Raw genomic sequence first — 17,854 nt, 5'->3', positions numbered from 1 at the left:
ACCTTACTCCCATTCGATCGTGGCTGGTGGCTTGGAGGTGACGTCATAGACGACGCGGTTGACACCGGGCACCTCATTGACAATTCGATTCGCCAAGCGCCCAAGAAGGTCATGGGGAAGCCGGGCCCAGTCTGCCGTCATGGCGTCGGAGCTGGTTACCGCGCGAATAGCGACGACATGGGCATAGGTTCGCTGATCACCCATGACGCCGGTAGACTTCACAGGTAAGAGCACAGCAAAGAATTGCCAGAGTGCTCCGCTCAGACCAGCGGCCTCGATCTCTTCTCGGACAATCAGATCCGCACGACGGACGATCGCGATTGCCTCTTCGGTCACCTCGCCGAGAATTCGCACGGCGAGCCCCGGGCCGGGGAAGGGTTGTCGCTGTACGATTTCTTCGGGCAAACCGAGTAACCGGCCGATTGCACGGACTTCGTCCTTGAAGAGATAGCGCAAAGGCTCCAAGAGCTCGAACTGGAGATCCTCGGGTAAACCACCAACATTGTGATGCGTCTTGATTTTGGCAGCTGTTCGCGAGGCGTTGGGAGCAGCACTCTCGATAACGTCTGGATACAACGTTCCCTGAGCGAGGAAGCGAAATGGGCCGTGTTCGCGGGCGACGGTCTCGAACACGCGGATGAACTCTTCGCCGATCCGGCGGCGCTTTTCTTCCGGATCGACCACACCGCGCAGACGGGCAAGAAACCGTTCACGGGCATCGACCGCAACAAGCGGCATACGGAAATGGCGTCCGAAGACCTCACGGATGGTCTCCGCCTCGCCCTCGCGCAGCAAACCGGTATCCACAAAGACGGGTGTCAGCTGATCACCAACTGCGCGATAGATCAAGGCTGCTGTGACGCTCGAATCCACGCCACCGGAGAGCGCGAGCAAGACGCGGTCCTTCCCGACTTGCTCACGAATGTCGCGGACGGCCCGCTCGATGAACGATTCCGGTGTCCAAGTAGGGGCGCAGCCACAGATGTCGTACAGGAAGTTGCGGAGCATTGCGGCCCCAAGCGGCGTATGAGCCACTTCTGGGTGGAACTGCAAGCCGATCAAATTGCCGCGTGCCATGGCAGCAAAGGGAGCATTGGCCGAGCGCGCGAGCGCGATGAAACCGGGTGGTAGGACATCGATGCGATCCCCGTGGCTCATCCAGACGTCAAAGCGCTGTGGCAAGCCTGTGAAGATCGGGTGCTCGGTCACGACCTCGATGAGCGCAGGGCCGTACTCGCGCTGCTGCGCGGGCGCCACCGTGCCACCAAACGCCTGTGCCAGGAGTTGCATCCCGTAACAGATTCCCAGCACAGGAAGGCCGCTTTCCAGAACCCACTGAGGAAGTTGTGGAGCATCCGGTTCATAGACGCTGGCTGGCCCTCCGGACAAGATGACTCCTTTAGGCTGGAGGTGGGCAACCGCGTCCCAACTCACGTCATGTGGCACAAGTTCACAGTACACATTGGCTTCGCGAACCCGGCGGGCAATCAGCTGGGCATACTGTGAACCGAAATCGAGGATGACGACGCTGTCGGTCGGGGGAGTTGTGGTCCTGCCCCTTACGGCGGCTGTATTGCTCGGTTGAGACACGTCTTGTTGCCTCCGCTTGCCACACAATGCCGACCCGCGCTGCGCGTTCGTGCGCGGGTCACGACTCGATTGTACTGAACATCGGAGACGTGACAGGCAGCGAACGACGGCCGATACTTCTCAGGGTGACAAGGAGCGAATGCGAGGAGAACGCGTGCGAGAGTTACGGATTGGCGTACTCATATCCGGAGGCGGGCGGACGCTGGCCAACCTGCTGCAGGTTCAGCGGCGGGGTGAGCTCCCTGGGCGGATCGAGTTAGTCGTCAGCAACCGGGAGAACATTCCGGGGAATAACGTTGCCCGCGCGGCGGGGGTGCCGCTCGTGATCATCCCCTCAAAGGGCGTGCCAGAGCATGTCTTTGCGGAGCGTGTCTACGCCGCGCTCGATGCCTCGGCCATTGATCTGGTGCTGATGGCTGGTTTTCTGCGCCGGTTACCGGTACGCCCGGACTATACCTGGCGCATCATGAATATCCATCCGTCGCTTCTACCACTCTTTGGGGGACGGGGCATGTATGGCGAGCGAGTCCACCGTGCGGTGCTCGCAAGCGGCATGAAAGTCAGCGGGTGTACCGTCCATTTTGTGACGGACGAGCTCGACGGTGGGCCAATCATTTTGCAGGCTTGTGTGCCGGTCGAAGAAGACGATACACCGGAGACATTGGCAGCACGGGTCTTTGTGGAAGAGTGCCGAATCTACCCGGAGGCGGTTCGCCTCTACGCTGCTGGGCGACTGCGTGTCGAAGGTCGGCGCGTTCGCATCTTGCCGCTGAACGCTGTGCTCGAAGAGAGGGAAGGGCAATGAACGGGGCACCCTATCGGCAAGAGCTCGATACGCCTTGCCTGGTCGTGGACCTCGATCGGCTTGAGCAGAACATCGCGGAGATGGCGGAGTACGCGCGGTCGCGCGGGCTCGCGCTCCGACCCCACTTCAAGACACACAAGACGATCGAAATTGCCCAACTCCAACGACAGTATGGGGCCATTGGGTTCACCTGCGCCAAACTCGGCGAAGTGGAGGCGTTGGTTGAGGCGGGGGTGCTGGACGATATTCTCGTGGCGTATCAGATCGTCGGAGAACAGAAGATTGCGCGGTTGCTGCGTCTCCTTGAGCGCGCACCCATCACCGTCGCTGTCGATAGTGTTGCCGTTGCCGAGCCTCTCAGCCGCGCAGTCGCTGCACGAGGAAAACGGCTCGATGTCGTTATTGAGGTTGACACGGGCCTTGGGCGTGCTGGTGTCCAGCCTGGCGAGCCAGTACTACGGCTGGCGCGTGAACTCATGCAGATGCCCGGTCTACGTCTCCGTGGACTGATGACACACGAGGGACATGCCGGACGAGCTCCTACGACCGAAGAGATGGAGCGGCTTGCGCGCGCCGCGGGCGAAGCGCTCGTGTCCTCGGCGGCACTCCTTCGGCGCCATGGCGTTTCAGTCGACATCGTGAGCGTCGGCTCCACACCGGCGGCCTTGGCGACGACACGCGTCGAGGGCCTGACCGAAATGCGACCGGGGACCTATGTTTTTTACGATGCGGCGGCATTCCGGTTTGGACGGATCGGACCCGAGCGTGTTGCGTTACGTGTCCTTACGACCGTGATTAGCCGACCATCACCAGACCGTGCAGTCATTGATGCGGGGAGCAAGACCCTCACGTTCGATCCGCCGCCCCCGGGACGAGCCGGATACGGGTATGTGGTTGACTATCCGATGGCGACGATTGCTCGCTTGAGCGAAGAGCATGGGGTCGTCGAGTTGCCACCGGGGGTAGACGGGCCCATCGTCGGTGAGCGACTCGAAATCATTCCGAATCATGTGTGCCCGGTCGTGAATCTACAGGACGAACTCGTCGCCATACGGAACGGCAAGGTTGTAGCGACGTGGCGGGTTGCGGCGCGTGGGCGCGTGCGTTGACCCGTGCTCAGCCTGGCGGCGGGAGGACGTGATCCCGTCCTCGAAGCTCGCGTAGACACTCGCGGCAAACGAGAACAAACTCGACATCCGTCATGCCAACCTCATCGCCGCGGACTGCTTGTGCCTCATGAATCGGGAGAACGTGCTGGCAAAGCGCACAGGTGAAGAGCTCTTCATCGCCGAGAAGTTCGTGACGCAAAATCAGTTGCTCTTCCTCTTGCATGGGATCCGGTACCTTTCACTCACTGCTGCTGAAGACCAGTCTGGGAGATCTTCTCATTAGATACAGCGCTACTGGAGAGTGCCTGCACTGTCGCGAGCAGAACCTCGTCGAGAACCATCGTGAGTTCGCTGAGAACACGCAAGACGCGACGCGTCGGGATCTCCTCACGTTCGGCGAATTGCGCAATTGCTACATACGTTGGAACGCGGAAGGCAAGGAAGGCTTCAACAGCTTCGGCTGGACTCAGCCCTGCCGCTGCACTCACCTCGCCATATCGTTGACCGATTGCTCGGCCAGCACGGACCAGCGATGCGCGGTCGACGGCGCGGTTTACAATCCGGAAGGTCAAGTCGAGGAGTTGTCGGCCGAGTGTTCGCAGTTCAGCAAGATGTTCCGGCCGATAGTGTGCGTACCACGGCCGAGTGGTGACCTGAGACAGAAGTTGCGACTGGTAAAGGCTGTACGACAGATCGGTGAGCGCCTTGCGGGATAATCGTCGTCGCGGTCGCGTTTCGCTCTTGAGTACGGCGAGCAGATCGGCCTCGCGATAGCGACGATGACCACCAGCCGTACGGTAGACTGGCACGAGACCAGCGTCGCTCCAGCGGCGGAGCGTTGATTGTCCGACACCCAAAAGGCGTGCCGCCTCGTCGATGCTGAGCCAGCGTTCTGTGCGAGGATCGCTTTGCGGCCCGTTCCGCGTTTGGGTCGACTGAGTCAGCAGTGTCTTTCGCACTCGTCCCACCTCACCCTCGTGTCGTCTCGGCACGCCTCATTGTACTCATTCGGCACCACCGGAAAACGCCCTTGGTGACGGATGACGATCGAAGGGATACGTGCGTGTTGCTAGGGCTGCCAGTAAGCGATCGCGGGCTGCGATGATACAGGCGTAGCCTTCCGGATCTCTTTCCTTCAGGCCACTTGCTTCCAACTCCTCCTCATCAAGTACCGTGATGTTTCCGGCTGCGTCAGCAATAACGTCGATATAGAGATCGCGCCACCACAGTTCTCCCTCGACGAAGAGAGCAGGGCAGGAGACGTTGGCATACCAACCTTTGAAGCAACCGTCGGCGGTATAGAGCGCAAACGCGTTGAACAGCTCAAAGACCGAGAAATACTCAAACAATCGGTCTCCGGATTCGAACTGCAGCGGGCCACTGGCGACGGGGCCGGATGTCCACTCCGCCGTGACGGCGATCCAACCCGGAGATGCTGGCACACGGAGGCCGCTGTACCGGGCGACCGCTCGTCCCACAGGATCGAGTTTCACAATAGTGAGTCGCTGGGCGTGCGCTTCTTGCATTTCAGGCCAGGCGTCCCCTTACCTGTTCAATCACGGTGAGCACCTCCTGGGTCTTCTGCTGCAGGAGTTCTGGAGTCGTTGCCTCAACATTGAGACGGAGGAGCGGTTGCGTGTTGGAGGGACGAGCGTTGAACCACCAATCGGCGTACTCAACAGTCAAACCGTCGAGATGGTCAATCTGTCCATCGTGAAAGTGCTCTTGCAGCGCCTGCAACACTGCAGCAAAGTCTTGTGCCTCGACGTTGATCTCACCGGAGCGGAAGTAGCGGTCGATGGGAGCAATTGCTTGCGACACGGTCACACCTTCACGAGAAAGCAGCTCGAGCACAGTGACTGCGGCGATAATCCCGGAGTCAGCGTACCAGTTCTCGCGGAAATAGAAGTGTCCAGAGTGTTCTCCACCGAAAATGGCGTCATGCTCGCGCATCAGTGCCTTGATGAACGAGTGGCCAACGCGCGAGCGGATCGGGATACCGCCGTGTGCGCGGATGACTTCCGGGACAGCGCGAGAGCAAATCAAATTATATACAATCTTGGCACCTGGATATTTTTGGAGAAGTGCCTTGGCAACGAGCGCGGTGATCATATCACCACCAATCAGCCGCCCGTGCTCGTCAAGAATGAACATTCGATCGGCGTCACCATCAAACGCGATGCCGAAATCTGCGTGTTGCTCGACAATCGTGCGTTGGAGATCGCGAACATTCTCGGGTTCGATCGGATTCGGAACGTGGTGAGGGAAACGACCGTCGAGCTCGAAGTAGAGAGGAATGATCCGCAGGGGCAAGCGCCCAAGCACCTTCGGCGCTATCATTCCTCCCATGCCATTGCCAGCATCGATTGCGACGGTGAAGGGCTTGATGACCGTTGGGTCGATGAAGGACAAGACATGGGCAGCGAAGTCGTCCAGAATGTCACGTCGCAGGAGCGTGCCGGTGCGCTCTGGTTCAGGAAATTCGCCTTGAATGACGAGGTCGCGGATTTCACCGATGCCGTGATCGAGGCTTAGTGCTTGTGCCTCTTCCCGGCAGAGCTTGAAGCCATTGTACTCCGGCGGATTGTGCGATGCTGTCACCATAATCCCACCGTCGAACCGGTATTTGCCGACAGCAAAGTAGAGTGCGTCGGTACTGACGAGTCCGACGTCCGTTACATCCACCCCCTGCTCTAGAAGGCCGCGAATCACTGCGTCAGCGAGTGCTGGTGAAGAAACACGCATATCCCGTCCGACAACGACCTGGCGTGGTCGTAAGTAAAGTGCGAAGGCGCGTCCGATCCGATAGGCAAGTTGTTCATCAAGTTCGGTAGGATAGATGCCCCGGACATCGTAGGCCTTGAACACAGTCGCGATGGCGTGTGACATGCTTTTGCTCCTTTCGCTGTGATCAAATGGGGTTCGGGTCGTGCAAGAACGTGGTCTCCAAACCGAATGTCGCGGCGAGATGCCGCGCCAGTGCCTGGACACCAAGTCGCTCGGTCGCCTCGTGTCCAGCTGCAATGACGGTGATACCGAGTTCGCGGGCGAGCGCCATGGTCGTCTCACGCGCTTCACCGGTGAGAAGCACATCGCAGCCACGCTCAGCTGCTTCGCCAAGCGCACTGGCACCTGAGCCAGTGAGAATCGCGACTCGTCGGACCGTCTCCGGACCACCGGGGAGGACCGTGGGAGCGCGATCGGTGTGCTGCTCGATGGCGGCGAGAAGGTCACGAAGGGGCCGCGGTGGTTCAGCGCGCGCGATCCAACCGATGGAGCTTCCTGCGATATCGGCAAATGGTTCAACCGGTTCCAGGCCGAGTGCAAATGCAAGCTGCGCGTTGTTGCCGAGTTCCGGATGTGCGTCCAGTGGCAGGTGATAGGCGAGGAGGCTGACATCGTGCACGAGGAGTGGTCGGAGCCGCTGGCGCAGCACGCGCGTCACAGCACGTGCGCCTTCGCCCCAGAAGAGCCCGTGATGGACCAGCAGTGCATCCGCATCCCAGCGAATCGCTCGCTCGATCGTCGCTCGGTTTGCACTCACTGCGACAGCGAGGCGACGCACAATCGACCGTCCTTCGACCTGGAGCCCGTTCGTCGCAGCATCGCGGAACCGGTTGCACTCGAGGAGACGGTCACAGTACCGCACGAGTTCACCGAGATCAACCATGGTTCGACTCCTCGTTCCGATTCTGCCATGACCGCAGGCCCGCGCGGCGTATACTCGCACGGAAAGGTAGGAACGAACCATGACCTCGATTCTGCCAGGAGAACCGGTCGACCTGCATCTTCACACGCTTGCGAGCGATGGGTTCTGGACGGTCGAGACGTTACTGAACCACCTGAGCGAACGAGGATTTCGCGTTGCGGCAATCTGCGATCACGACACCATGGCGGCGGTTGCCGAGGCTGTTGACCGTGGTGCGCGGCACGGTCTCCTTGTCATCCCGGGAGTGGAGGTGACGACACGTTGGGGTGAGCGACAGTGGCATCTCCTGGTCTACGGTGTGGATCCAGCGTTACCACGGGCACGGCTGTTTCGAGCGGTGCTGGATGAACTTGCCGATCGCATGTGGGCGGAGGCCGTCTCGGCTGTGGTGACCCTGGAGCGCCACGGGTACCGACTCCGTTCGCTCCGCAAGCTGACTGCAGGACGTCCGCTCCGCCCCTATCACGTGTTACTGGCGCTAATCCAGGAGGGATACGCGACGAACCTTGCAACTGCCCACGAGCTCACCAAGCGTCTGGGTGAGCCGATGACGGTAGACCTTCCGTTGGAGCGGGTGGTCGCCGCCGCACACGCCGCTGAGGGGGTCTGTGTTCTCGCGCATCCGGGGCGTGATGACGCGACCGGGAGACTCACGGAGGACAGCTTGGTCCAAATATTGGCAGAGGTACCGATTGACGGGCTGGAAGTCCATTATCGGTCACATAGCCCCGAGCAGACCGCGATGTTTCGGCGATGGTGCGAGCGATATGGCTTGGTGGCCAGTACCGGGTCGGACTCGCATGCGCCCGGTCATCCAGTCGACCCAATCTCATATCCCGCGGAGTGGGCCGCGGAGCTCCTTGGTCGATTTGGTGTGGAAGTGGCTCCGTCCGAGCTGCCGTCAGGTAGCTACCGTGGGGAACTTATGAAAGGAGTCCCCGAAGACCGAGTGCCAGGGTGAGTGCCCCCGTCAGCCCGAGCACCGCGACCCAGAGAAGGTCGACGTTCACCCAGGCGCGCCGGAGAAGCTCGACTCCAAGCTCACGGAAGACGATCACGGCGACGACAGCCATCGTCACGAACATGGAGGCGGTGTGGACGAGAACCGCTGCGAATGCGAGCCAGACCGACTGTGCAAAGGGCTGGAGATGCTCCACGTGATTGGTGGTTGCAACCACCTCGTTCGTGGAGCGAAGCAACACCGCAAGAAGCGGCGCGACCATCAGTCCTGCACCGTGCGCACTGGCCATGAGGAACGACCAAATAGCGAGTTCGCGGCGAGTCGCTCTGAATCGGGTGCGCGGGTGACGAAAGCGTTTCCAGATCCGCCAACCCGTAAAGGCGAGCAGGAGGAATCCGGCGAAAGTCAACAGAATAGCCCCGGGGAGAAGCGCCCCAAGGAGCGCCGTGACCACTGCGACGAGCGCGATGGCGGCGGCGTGCCCCAACGCAATCGGTGGCAGCGCTGCGAGAACGGCAGTGAGGCGCTGCTCCTGCAGACCGAGTGCGACCGCGAAGAGCCATCCCATCGCAGGGTTGAGGCCATGGAAGACCCCTAAGGCAACCAGCGAAAGCCACGCCCAAAGATTACTTGACATTCACCGTCCGATCGTGATCTCACACAGGGAAGGCACCCCCGGATGGGCCGGGGGTGCCAGACACATTGTCAGTGCGGCATCATGGGAAGCAATATGAGTCACTCGATGCATCGCCGCCTTCGAGGCGGATCTGGTGGGCGCGATACTCACCGAAATCGACGAAGAAGTTGGGATCGAAGCGCATTCCTCCTTCGGGATCGACATCCACCTTCACCATCCAACTGCGAATCCCGTCAGGATAGAACTGCTCGTCCCAGGCACGGTACAACGAATTCGTGAAGTAGACACGCCGGCCGTCGCGACTCACCTCGACCATTTGTGGACCTCCGTTCAGTGGGCCGGAGACAGCCGGGTGCCCGGCGCGGCGCACGATGCCGCCGATCTGCAAAACACCGGTGAGCTTTGGTTCGAACGGGTTCGATACATCATATTGCCGAAGTTCACCCGTCCCCCAGCAGGAGACGTAGAGGAAGCGGTCATCAACACTCAGGTCGATGTCTGTGACCAGCGGTGGAACCGCTTTGAACGGCTTCAGAATATCTGGCAGTTGCTCCTCCTCAGCGGGCTCAGCGGGAATCTCGATAATTTTCCGGATCTTCCACTCGCCATTCTGGCGATACCAGACCCAGATGGCCGATGAGAGATCTTTCAGGCTCACGACACTGTTGACAAAGCCGTAGGCCTTGGTGGGGTCATGTGCCGGTCGGAGCTCCAAGAGCATCTGGTGCTCGGCACCGACGTCGAGGACAGCAGTGCGTCGGCGACGGTGCAGATCCCAGAGGTGGATCCTGTGACCGTACTTGCCAGCCAACAGTTCCTCGCCAAGGACCCCGTGTTCGATCATCCGCGGGGTACCCCATTCACTGGTGATCATGGTGTCATAGCCAAGGTGCCACCAGAAGTCATAATGGAGATACTGGTCGCCGCGGTCGATCTCCCAGCGCCCAAGAACCTCGAACGTTTCGTGATCGAGAATGAAGATCCCTCCGGGGCCTTCACCGTCCGGAGTTCCCAGGGCGGAGATATAAATACCGTCTGGACCACAGTGGACCGTGTGAGGCCGCGAATAGAATGCCCGCTCGAACACTTCCTCAGGATCAATCACTTTGACGACCTTCGGTTTCGTCGGGTTCTCCTTCACATCGAAGATGGTAATGTGTGATGAGCGAATATCAGGGACGACGAGATAGCGTCGTTCGATGTGCGGGTGCGGTGCATTGGGACACAGCATTGAGCTGCAGGCGTTCCAGCCATGGTGATGGAGCTCTCCGCCAGTATAGGGGACATCGCTGACGCCAACAATTTTGCTATAGGTGCTCGACGAAGGATCGACATCCACAACACAGAGTGCCTCAGGCTGACCGTTCGGGTGAGCATTCAGTCGTACGACGTACGCCAGCCGCTCCGGAGGGGCCTTTATTGCGAGGCGTGGCGATGGATAAAAGGTTGGATCTGGTCGCCAGGTTGCCATCAGTGCACCTCCCATCCATACCGACGGTTTACGCACACTCCCGCGCTCTGTATGCTTTCCGCTACGTTGTGCTGGTCTCACTCCCGTCGGTCAACGCTGCTCGGCGGCGCTCCCGCTCATACTTCTGCACTGCAGCCTTAAGAACGCTCAGAGCAAGCGAAGCACACTTGGGACGGGCGCGCGCTGCCTCTGTCCCGACGAGTTCCTGAACCAGCGTAAAGTCAGCTGTCGCGACGCGACCAGTGGTCCAGTGCCCCTGGTGCAGGTGCTCCATGAGAAGTGAAGCTGCCGCCTGGCTGACACCGCAGCCAACACCGGTGAAATGAGCGTCTTCAATCGTTTCTCCGTCCGCGCCGATCTTCAGATAGACTGTCACGAGGTCACCGCACTCCGGATTGCCACCTTCGACGACGACGGTGGCGTCTTCAAGTGCGCCGTGGTGCCGGGGGTTCCGAACATGGTCTCGGAGTCGTTCGAATGGACTCTCTCCCATCCCGACCACCTCACTTCCGCGACCATGCCTCAGCCTACTCAGGATCGATGATCGGTATGATCATCATACACCAAACCAACGATGTGGAAATGGGCAAGTGACGAGTAGCGTCGAGTTGTCCTGACCTTGTGCTCCTGGCGCGGCGTGCGATTGGGGACCCGAGACCGATGTCCAGTCAGGGAGTGCGTGTCTGCCTGAAGTACCGCACCACGGGGACGAGATAACGGCCGTGAACCGGAGCTTGCTGAGCACAGTGCGGTGGGGCCTACCTCTCCTGTGCAGCGCTGCGGCGCACTGGGTACCGAGATCGCTTCTGCGCTCGTGCGTTCAGCGGAGCGGTGGGACCGAGCAGGGTTGGGCCTCACAAGCTCCGTGGTCAGTGCGTGTGTCACACAGGCGCGCACGGCGAAGTGACGTTTCGCTGGACGGGGGACGTCATCTCGCGTGGAGGAGAAGACACACTGCTCGTTCTCGGCCAAAAATTCCAGGACGACCGTCATGCGATCGCCCTCCCCTGGTCGCTCTCGAGGGGGCAGGGGGCCGTCCCCTACCCCCTGAAGCTCAACGCTCGATCGGTACTCCGACGACGTTCCCCCACTCTGTCCACGAGCCATCGTAGTTCCGAACCTTGGGGTATCCCAGCAGTTCGTGCAGAACGAACCAGGTATGGGATGATCGTTCCCCGATTCGGCAGTAGACGATGACTTCCTTATCCGGTGTGACGCCCTGACTTTCGTACAGCTGCCGCAGCTGCTCTGGTGACTTGAAGGTACCGTCCTCATTGACGGCCTGAGCCCAGGGAATGTTTGCTGCGCCGGGGATGTGGCCACCCCGCAGAGCTCCTTCTTGTGGGTAGTCCGGCATGTGGAGCAACTCGCCACGGTACTCTCCGGGACTCCGGACGTCGACCAGCGCGCCACGCGGTTCCGCTACCTTCTTGCGATCCCGATAGCCGATGAAGGCGAGAACGTCGTCGCGGAAAGCGCGGAGTTCAGGATTGGGCGTCGGGACCGGGTAGTCAGTGCGCGGATAACTCGGGACTTCCCGCGTCATGGGACGCCCTTCTGCCTCCCACTTCTTGCGTCCGCCATCCATGATAGAGAGCGGCCCATGGCCCATATAGCGGAAGAACCAGTAGGCGTAGGCAGCCCACCAATTGTTCTTGTCACCGTAAAACACGACTCGTGTTTGTGGCGTAATGCCAAGGTGGGAGCAGAGTTCGGCGAACTGCTCCGGACCGATGAAGTCGCGGACCAGTGGGTCCTGGAGGTCGGTGTGCCAGTCGACCTTCACCGCTCCAGGGATGTGTCCCAGTTCGTACAGAAGGACGTCTTCGTCGCTCTCCACGATCCGGATGGTGGGATCGTCTAGATGTTCGGCCACCCACTCAGTGGTGACCAATGCCTCCGGGTGCGCATACCCTCGGGAAAGAATGCGCGGATCGATCTCAAGAGTTGTCATGTTGCACCTCCACGTTGGGAAGTCACCTCTAGATAGAGACATTTTCACATTACGACGCTGCAATTGGGTTGTCAAGGCGTATGGCAGAAGAGCCAGCGTGAGAGACCTCCAGGTTCATCTGGACGGGTACCGGGTTACGGAGCATGTCGGAAACCGGGCACAAGCGCTCAGCAAGCGCGAGGAGTTCCCGGAGGCGTTCCTCGGGCTCCGGGCTAACAATGTGGACGGACACCTCGAGCCGCTGGAATCCTGGCCGCACCTGCGGGTCGATTCCAAGGCAACCGCGCAGATCGAGATCTCCCAGAACTTCGACATCAATCGCGTGGATCTCCAGGCCCAGCTGTTCGGCCAGGACAGCGAGCATGAGTTCCTGGCACGCGCCCAATGCGACGAGCAGGAGTTCCACCGGATTCGGCCCCCGATCGCTCCCACCCAATGCTGGTGGCTCGTCCACGATGATCGGTTCGAACTGACGAACATGACCAATCGCTTGGGTACCACCAGCCCACTCGACTCGGACCATTGTGGTCCCGCTGGCCAAGCGAGGAGTCGCTCGGATAGCCTCAATAAGATTGGTCAATGCTTCTTTGACCAAATGTCCGTTAACACGTACTGCCATGCAGGACGCCTCCCGTCGTGGTCAGAGACTCAACTTAGCGAGCAACGCTTGGAGCGAGACGAGCAACGCAGTTGCGCGCATCGTCAGACGCACCAATCTCGAGCAAGAAAAACGGGGGAATGGATTAGCGGGGGCTACACTCGCAGATGCGAGGCCAGAAGGAATAGACGCCAATCATTGTTGGGCACGGCGGAACGGGCCAGGCCTGGAGCCTCCGTGTGTTGCGCTTCTGAGCTTGTGCGTGCATGGCCCGTGACGCTCCTTCGGCTCAGCGCTCGCATCGCCTCGCGAGACCTGAGTGTACGGCAGTTGTCAGTGTCTCGTCAAGGCAACACCGACCCGTGTCTTTCCCCGCTTCCTCGAACGACCGCTGCGCCATCGCAGTGGAGGCGGACTGTGGTCGGGCAGCTAAGGCGCGCGACATGACGTGTTTAGCGATGTTTCTTCCCTGTCGACAAGAAAGCAAGGCTTTCCTCCTCTCGATTGGGAAGGAGACCACGCTCAACACAGCAGAGATCGGATGCTGACCGCTTGTCATACTCTGTCCCTGAGACGTCATGTGCTTCGATTCGCAATTGGCAGGATGCACAAGTCAGAGGTCTTATCGCTGATGCGACAGTCGTCGTGCTACGATGGCGCACACGGCTCCGCCTGGACCAAGGGGGGGTGAACCGACCTGCGGCGGGCGGTTCCACCGCCGCACCGCACGCCGGAGCGTGGCAACGGCGTCCTCTCCTTGTCCGACGGCCAGTAATTTAGTGCCCAACCGCTGGCGGGCGACCACCACGCCGTTGCAGCGGAATTTCTGGGATGAGGAAAGTGAAGAGCAGAGCCAAAAGCAAGATAATCATCCCGGCAAGGAAGACGTGGTCAATGGCCACAGCGAGCGACTCTCGGATGACCTGAAGGAGCAGCTCCAGCAACTGTTGTCCTTGCGGTCCGAAGGCGGCGGCCTGCTGTCGCATCTGCTGCATCGCCTCCGGGCTCATGAAAATCTGGGGATTCTGCAGCACGGTAAGACGCTCCGCTGGTACAGCTGCGCGTACTTCTGGAGGAATTCGCGCAGCGAGCTCGTTCTGGAACCGATTTGTCATCACTGTGCCGAGAATCGCTGCACCGATCGTTCCCCCAATGGATCGGAAGAAGGTGAGCGCGGAGGTGACTTCACCGAGTCGTTCCAGTGGAAAAGCGTTCTGAATGATGATGGTGAACAGACTCATGGTCGTGCCAATACCGAGGCCAAGGATGATCATGTTGCGGACGACTTCCGTACTCGATGTGTGAATGTCCATCTGGGAGAGGAGGAACATGCCGACCACGGCGACAGCGACGGTACCGATTCCGAGAATCTTGTATCGACCGGTGCGGGCGAGGATTTGCCCGCCGAGGATACTTGAGAACACAAAGCCCAGCATCATGGGTGTGAGGACCGCGCCAGAGTTCGTCGCCGTTCTTCCAAGGACTGCTTGTACAAACAGCGGAAGATAGAGAATGGTCCCGAACATTCCTATGGCGATGAGAAATGCAGCGAGAAGCGTTGGGGTAAAGATTCGGTTCCGAAAGAGCCGGAGGTCGAGAATTGGTTCAGCGGCCCGGAATTCGACCAGGGCAAAGAGAGCAAGGAACACGGCACTGGCAGTAAAGAGTCCAATGATCTGGACCGAGCTCCACGGGTACTCTGTTCCCGCCCAGGAGAAGGCGAGGAGCATAGGAGTCACGCCAGCGATGAGCAGTGCTGCACCGAGGTAGTCGATGCTGTGCTGACGGCCGCTCGCGAGTTTGGGCATGGTGAGGCCAGTGGTCAAGAGTGCGACTACTCCAATCGGCATGTTGACATAGAACACCCAGCGCCAGCCCCAGTGATCCGTAATCCAGCCACCGAGGCTTGGCCCGATAATGGCACTAAATCCGAAGACTGCCGCAAAGAGTCCCTGCCACTTGCCACGTTCCGCAGGTGGGAACAGGTCACCGATGATCGCAATGGCAATCGGGAAGAGTGCTCCGCCCCCGATTCCTTGAATTGCGCGGAAGAGAATGAGCTGAGTCATACTCTGTGCCATACCAGACAGTGCAGAGCCGAGGAGGAAAACGATCATTCCGAAGAGAAAGAATGTACGCCGTCCGTAGATATCCGAGAGCTTCCCGTAGAGCGGAACAGTGACGGTAGATGTGAGCATATAGGCTGTGAATACCCATGCATAGTGCTCAAGACCGTGCAGTTCGGCAATAACGCGGGGCATTGCGGTACCAACGATGGTCTGGTCGAGGGCGGCGAGCAGCATACCCAGCAGCAAGCCGGGCAGGATCAGCGCTAAACGCTGTCGTTGCCGTTGGATGTCCTGCGCTGGTGTGGACACAGTGATGGTTTCCATCTGTCTTCGTCTCCCTTTCTCATTCTGGTCAGTTCGTTATCCGAGCTCGGCGTGCCGCCTCAGCGAGTGCTCGAACACCCTGCAGTAAGGCTCGGAGGTCAACGAAGTCGAGCTGGTTCAAAAGGTCGCGCCAGTATTGCTCGTTGCCCTGACGCAATTGCCGGAGAAAGTCCTCCCCCGAGGCGGTGAGTTCCACGACTGTCCGCCTCCGGTCGCGCTCGTCCTCGCGTCGTCTCACCAGGCCGAGATGGACTAAGCGGTCGATGAGGTGGCTTGCGGTTGGTGAGGTGATCGAGAGCCGCTCGGCTACCTCACTGACCGTGAGAGGACCGCTGCAAGAAAGCGCAAACAGAACCTTCAATTGTGCCATCGAGAGGTCGAACTCACCGAGTCGCGGCGGGCTTCGACGGTGGAGGTAGGCGATCACTTCACGCATTTCGCGAATGACTGTCTCAATGAGGTCGAGTCGGTCATCCATGTCACTCCCCCACAGAAGGTCGCCAGAGTCAACGGGAGGAGTCTACCGGAATCATTCGACAATGTCCAATGATTCGACGTTATCGATAGATTCAAGGGCCATCCATCTGGGGCTGCTTGACGTATAATGAAGGTGGACAGCCGCTGAAGACGACGGATCCTGCAGATTCCGCTCCACCCCTCCCCTTCCCGCGTTCGAGCCGGGCATGTGCCCGGCTCGACGTTGTTCGGGTGCGCTTTGTGCCTGGTCGGCAATGCTTGCCGACCTGACGCGTCCATGCTAGGATGCAGGTGCGTGTGTACGTACACGTTCGTGGGGGACGGCAATGCGACCCAAGCAGCTCTGGCAAGTCGCTCTGGGGGATCTGGCGAAGCGCGTCTCGCGGGCAAATTTCGAGACATGGCTCAAACACACAGAGCTCGTCGGGATCGACGATGACTGTGCAATTGTCGCAGCGCCGTCTACCTTTGCCGCCGAGCAGTTACGAGTGAAGTTCGCGCGTGATATCCAGGAGACGCTGTCGTTGCTCGTGGGTCGACCGATTGCCGTCCAGTTCACCGTGCACGGAATAGATGCAGACAGTGCTTCGATGGGGCGGCGCGGGCCACGTCGTCCCGTCGACACACCAGAGCAGTCGACCAAGCAGTTGGCATTGACTCCGTCGCCAGAGCATGGCCTCAATCCCCGATACACCTTCGAGAAATTTGTGGTCGGGCCGAGCAACCGGTTGGCCCATGCTGCTGCCCTTGCTGTAGCCGACCGTCCCGGAGAAAAGTTCAATCCGCTTTTCATCTATGGTGGTGTGGGCTTGGGAAAGACACATCTCCTGCATGCGATCGGTCACCGAGCGCTGGCGAATCGCCCGGGATTACGGGTCTGTTATGTCTCATCGGAGGCGTTCACCAATGATCTGATCAACGCCATCCGTCATCAACGGACAGACGAGTTTCGGAATCGTTACCGCACGATTGATATCTTGATGATCGATGATATCCAGTTCATCGCTGGAAAAGAGAGTACCCAAGAAGAGTTTTTCCACACCTTCAATGCTCTCTACCAGGCGGGCAAGCAAATTGTGATCTCCAGCGACCGGCCACCGCGGCTCATTCCGGATCTTGCCGACCGTCTTCGGTCCCGGTTCGAAGGGGGGCTCCTAGCGGATATCCAACCACCAGACCTGGAAACGCGACAGGCGATTCTGATTGAGAAGGGGCGCGAACTCGGCATGCACATACCCAATGATGTTGTCGAGTACATCGCCCGTCGCGTGGAAAGCAACATCCGCGAGCTCGAAGGGGCCTTGAACCGGATCGTCGCGCTCGCGCAGCTCACACACCAACCGATCACGCTCGCGCTTGCGGTCGAAGCACTCCAGGAGGGCGATGGACGGTCACGGCGCGAGCAGCTGACACCGGAGCTTGTGCTCCAGGTAGTCTGCAGTCATTTCCGTGTCTCGCTGGCTGAGTTGGTCGGCCCCGGCAGACGGCGAGAGGTTGTTGTCCCACGTCAAGTGGCGATGTACCTCCTGCGCGATGAGCTCGGTCTTTCGCTTGTCGAGATTGGCCAGCGACTCGGTGGGCGTGACCACACGACGGTTCTGCACGGGGTCGAAAAGATTGAACAACAATTGACCCAAGACGAGCAGTTGCGCGGTGAGGTGCTGGCGCTCCGTGCGCGACTCTATCAGGATGCGGCTGCTCCGGCGGTAGCTCGCCGCTAGACGCGCCAGAGAAGTCCACTGATAACGAGGACGACGACGAGACCGATCCACACCACCGCGATTCCCTGAGCGCCTGCCGTGAGACCAGCAGCTGCAGTGAGTGGAATCGCCGCGAGGAGGACGAATGTCAGCGTGAGACCTTTTCCAAGTGCGGCGCGCCGTCGCCGTCGCTCGCGTTCGCGCCAGAGCTCTTCTACCCGTTGCTCGATTGCCTGATCCATCTGCCGCAGAAAGTGATCCACGAGCTCACGGTCATAGTCCGGACCAAGTTCCTTGCGCGACGCCAGGGTGATGCGCAATTCCTCTCTTAAGCCCGGATCGGTGGAAACTGGAGGATGCGGGGGCGGTTGGGTGAGAGCGGTGACGAGCGTCCGGACGACTTCCCAAAGTCGAGGAGGAGATCTGCGATGTGCTGCCATCGTGCACCTC

The 17,854-nt window shown here is 59.9% G+C and carries 18 protein-coding genes; 4 read left to right on the top strand and 14 right to left on the bottom strand.

Annotation, left to right across the window (positions count from 1 at the left end):
* Positions 1–3: 3 nt before the first annotated feature.
* A complete protein-coding gene (gene guaA, locus NET03_RS00795) occupies positions 4–1,590 on the bottom strand; it encodes a glutamine-hydrolyzing GMP synthase (protein ID WP_252126986.1) in 1,587 nt (528 codons plus the stop codon).
* Positions 1,591–1,744: 154 nt separating this feature from the next.
* Here guaA and purN point away from each other — a divergent pair, with 154 nt between their 5' ends.
* Both purN and NET03_RS00785 read left to right on the top strand, forming a co-directional pair.
* A complete protein-coding gene (purN, locus tag NET03_RS00790; RefSeq protein ID WP_252126985.1) occupies positions 1,745–2,395 on the top strand; it encodes a phosphoribosylglycinamide formyltransferase in 651 nt (216 codons plus the stop codon).
* Positions 2,392–3,504, top strand: a complete 1,113-nt coding sequence (locus NET03_RS00785) for an alanine racemase (protein ID WP_252126984.1) — start codon at positions 2,392–2,394, stop codon at positions 3,502–3,504. Before purN ends, NET03_RS00785 begins: the two co-directional genes overlap by 4 nt.
* 7 nt (positions 3,505–3,511) lie before the next feature.
* Here NET03_RS00785 and NET03_RS00780 read toward each other — a convergent pair whose 3' ends face one another.
* From NET03_RS00780 to NET03_RS00760, 5 genes are read right to left on the bottom strand one after another with little or no spacing between them, the layout of a single operon-like run.
* Positions 3,512–3,727 carry a hypothetical protein gene (locus NET03_RS00780; protein WP_252126983.1) on the bottom strand — a complete coding sequence of 72 codons (216 nt, stop codon included), beginning with the start codon at positions 3,725–3,727 and terminating at the stop codon, positions 3,512–3,514.
* Positions 3,728–3,746: 19 nt separating this feature from the next.
* Positions 3,747–4,463, bottom strand: coding sequence for a helix-turn-helix domain-containing protein (locus NET03_RS00775; protein ID WP_252126982.1), 717 nt, complete (start codon positions 4,461–4,463; stop codon positions 3,747–3,749).
* A gap of 45 nt (positions 4,464–4,508) precedes the next feature.
* Complete coding sequence (locus NET03_RS00770) at positions 4,509–5,030, bottom strand: ribonuclease FAU-1 family protein (RefSeq protein WP_252126981.1); 522 nt, start codon at positions 5,028–5,030, stop codon at positions 4,509–4,511.
* 1 nt (position 5,031) lies between these two features.
* Entirely contained in the window at positions 5,032–6,393 is a 1,362-nt protein-coding gene (gene glmM, locus NET03_RS00765) for a phosphoglucosamine mutase (RefSeq protein ID WP_252126980.1), read from the bottom strand.
* Positions 6,394–6,415: 22 nt separating this feature from the next.
* Positions 6,416–7,174: a Nif3-like dinuclear metal center hexameric protein gene (locus tag NET03_RS00760; RefSeq protein WP_252126979.1), complete on the bottom strand. Its 759-nt coding sequence runs from the start codon at positions 7,172–7,174 to the stop codon at positions 6,416–6,418.
* A 79-nt stretch (positions 7,175–7,253) separates the two neighbouring features.
* Between NET03_RS00760 and NET03_RS00755 the strand changes: the two genes are divergently transcribed.
* Positions 7,254–8,174, top strand: coding sequence for a PHP domain-containing protein (locus tag NET03_RS00755; protein WP_252126978.1), 921 nt, complete (start codon positions 7,254–7,256; stop codon positions 8,172–8,174).
* On the opposite strand, the gene NET03_RS00750 is transcribed toward NET03_RS00755, so the two are convergent.
* The 7 genes from NET03_RS00750 to NET03_RS00720 all read right to left on the bottom strand — a co-directional run bounded on the left by NET03_RS00750 (position 8,137) and on the right by NET03_RS00720 (position 15,705).
* On the bottom strand, positions 8,137–8,811 hold the full coding sequence (locus NET03_RS00750) for a hypothetical protein (protein WP_252126977.1): 675 nt from the start codon (positions 8,809–8,811) through the stop codon (positions 8,137–8,139). The two genes, NET03_RS00755 and NET03_RS00750, sit on opposite strands and share 38 nt — an antisense overlap.
* A gap of 79 nt (positions 8,812–8,890) precedes the next feature.
* Complete coding sequence (locus tag NET03_RS00745) at positions 8,891–10,282, bottom strand: selenium-binding protein SBP56-related protein (protein WP_252126976.1); 1,392 nt, start codon at positions 10,280–10,282, stop codon at positions 8,891–8,893.
* Positions 10,283–10,343: 61 nt separating this feature from the next.
* On the bottom strand, positions 10,344–10,775 hold the full coding sequence (locus tag NET03_RS00740) for an iron-sulfur cluster assembly scaffold protein (RefSeq protein WP_252126975.1): 432 nt from the start codon (positions 10,773–10,775) through the stop codon (positions 10,344–10,346).
* Positions 10,776–11,336: 561 nt separating this feature from the next.
* The gene (locus NET03_RS00735) at positions 11,337–12,236 is read right to left on the bottom strand and encodes a sulfurtransferase (RefSeq protein WP_252126974.1); all 900 of its coding nucleotides are present in this window, start codon (positions 12,234–12,236) and stop codon (positions 11,337–11,339) included.
* A 49-nt stretch (positions 12,237–12,285) separates the two neighbouring features.
* Positions 12,286–12,855 (bottom strand): OsmC family protein, encoded by a 570-nt coding sequence (locus NET03_RS00730; protein WP_252126973.1) that lies wholly within the window; start codon positions 12,853–12,855, stop codon positions 12,286–12,288.
* A gap of 755 nt (positions 12,856–13,610) precedes the next feature.
* Complete coding sequence (locus NET03_RS00725) at positions 13,611–15,227, bottom strand: MDR family MFS transporter (protein WP_252126972.1); 1,617 nt, start codon at positions 15,225–15,227, stop codon at positions 13,611–13,613.
* Positions 15,228–15,255: 28 nt separating this feature from the next.
* On the bottom strand, positions 15,256–15,705 hold the full coding sequence (locus NET03_RS00720) for a MarR family winged helix-turn-helix transcriptional regulator (RefSeq protein ID WP_252126971.1): 450 nt from the start codon (positions 15,703–15,705) through the stop codon (positions 15,256–15,258).
* Positions 15,706–16,030: 325 nt separating this feature from the next.
* Between NET03_RS00720 and dnaA the strand changes: the two genes are divergently transcribed.
* Positions 16,031–17,425: a chromosomal replication initiator protein DnaA gene (dnaA, locus tag NET03_RS00715; protein ID WP_252126970.1), complete on the top strand. Its 1,395-nt coding sequence runs from the start codon at positions 16,031–16,033 to the stop codon at positions 17,423–17,425.
* Here dnaA and NET03_RS00710 read toward each other — a convergent pair.
* Positions 17,422–17,844, bottom strand: coding sequence for a hypothetical protein (locus tag NET03_RS00710; RefSeq protein WP_252126969.1), 423 nt, complete (start codon positions 17,842–17,844; stop codon positions 17,422–17,424). The genes dnaA and NET03_RS00710 overlap by 4 nt on opposite strands.
* Between the last annotated feature and the right edge of the window lie 10 nt (positions 17,845–17,854).

This window comes from Thermomicrobium sp. CFH 73360 (assembly GCF_023806465.1).
Taxonomy (GTDB): Bacteria; Chloroflexota; Chloroflexia; order Thermomicrobiales; family Thermomicrobiaceae; genus Thermomicrobium.
The sequence above is the reverse complement of the archived record's forward strand: the minus strand, read 5'-3'. Positions and strand labels throughout refer to the sequence as shown.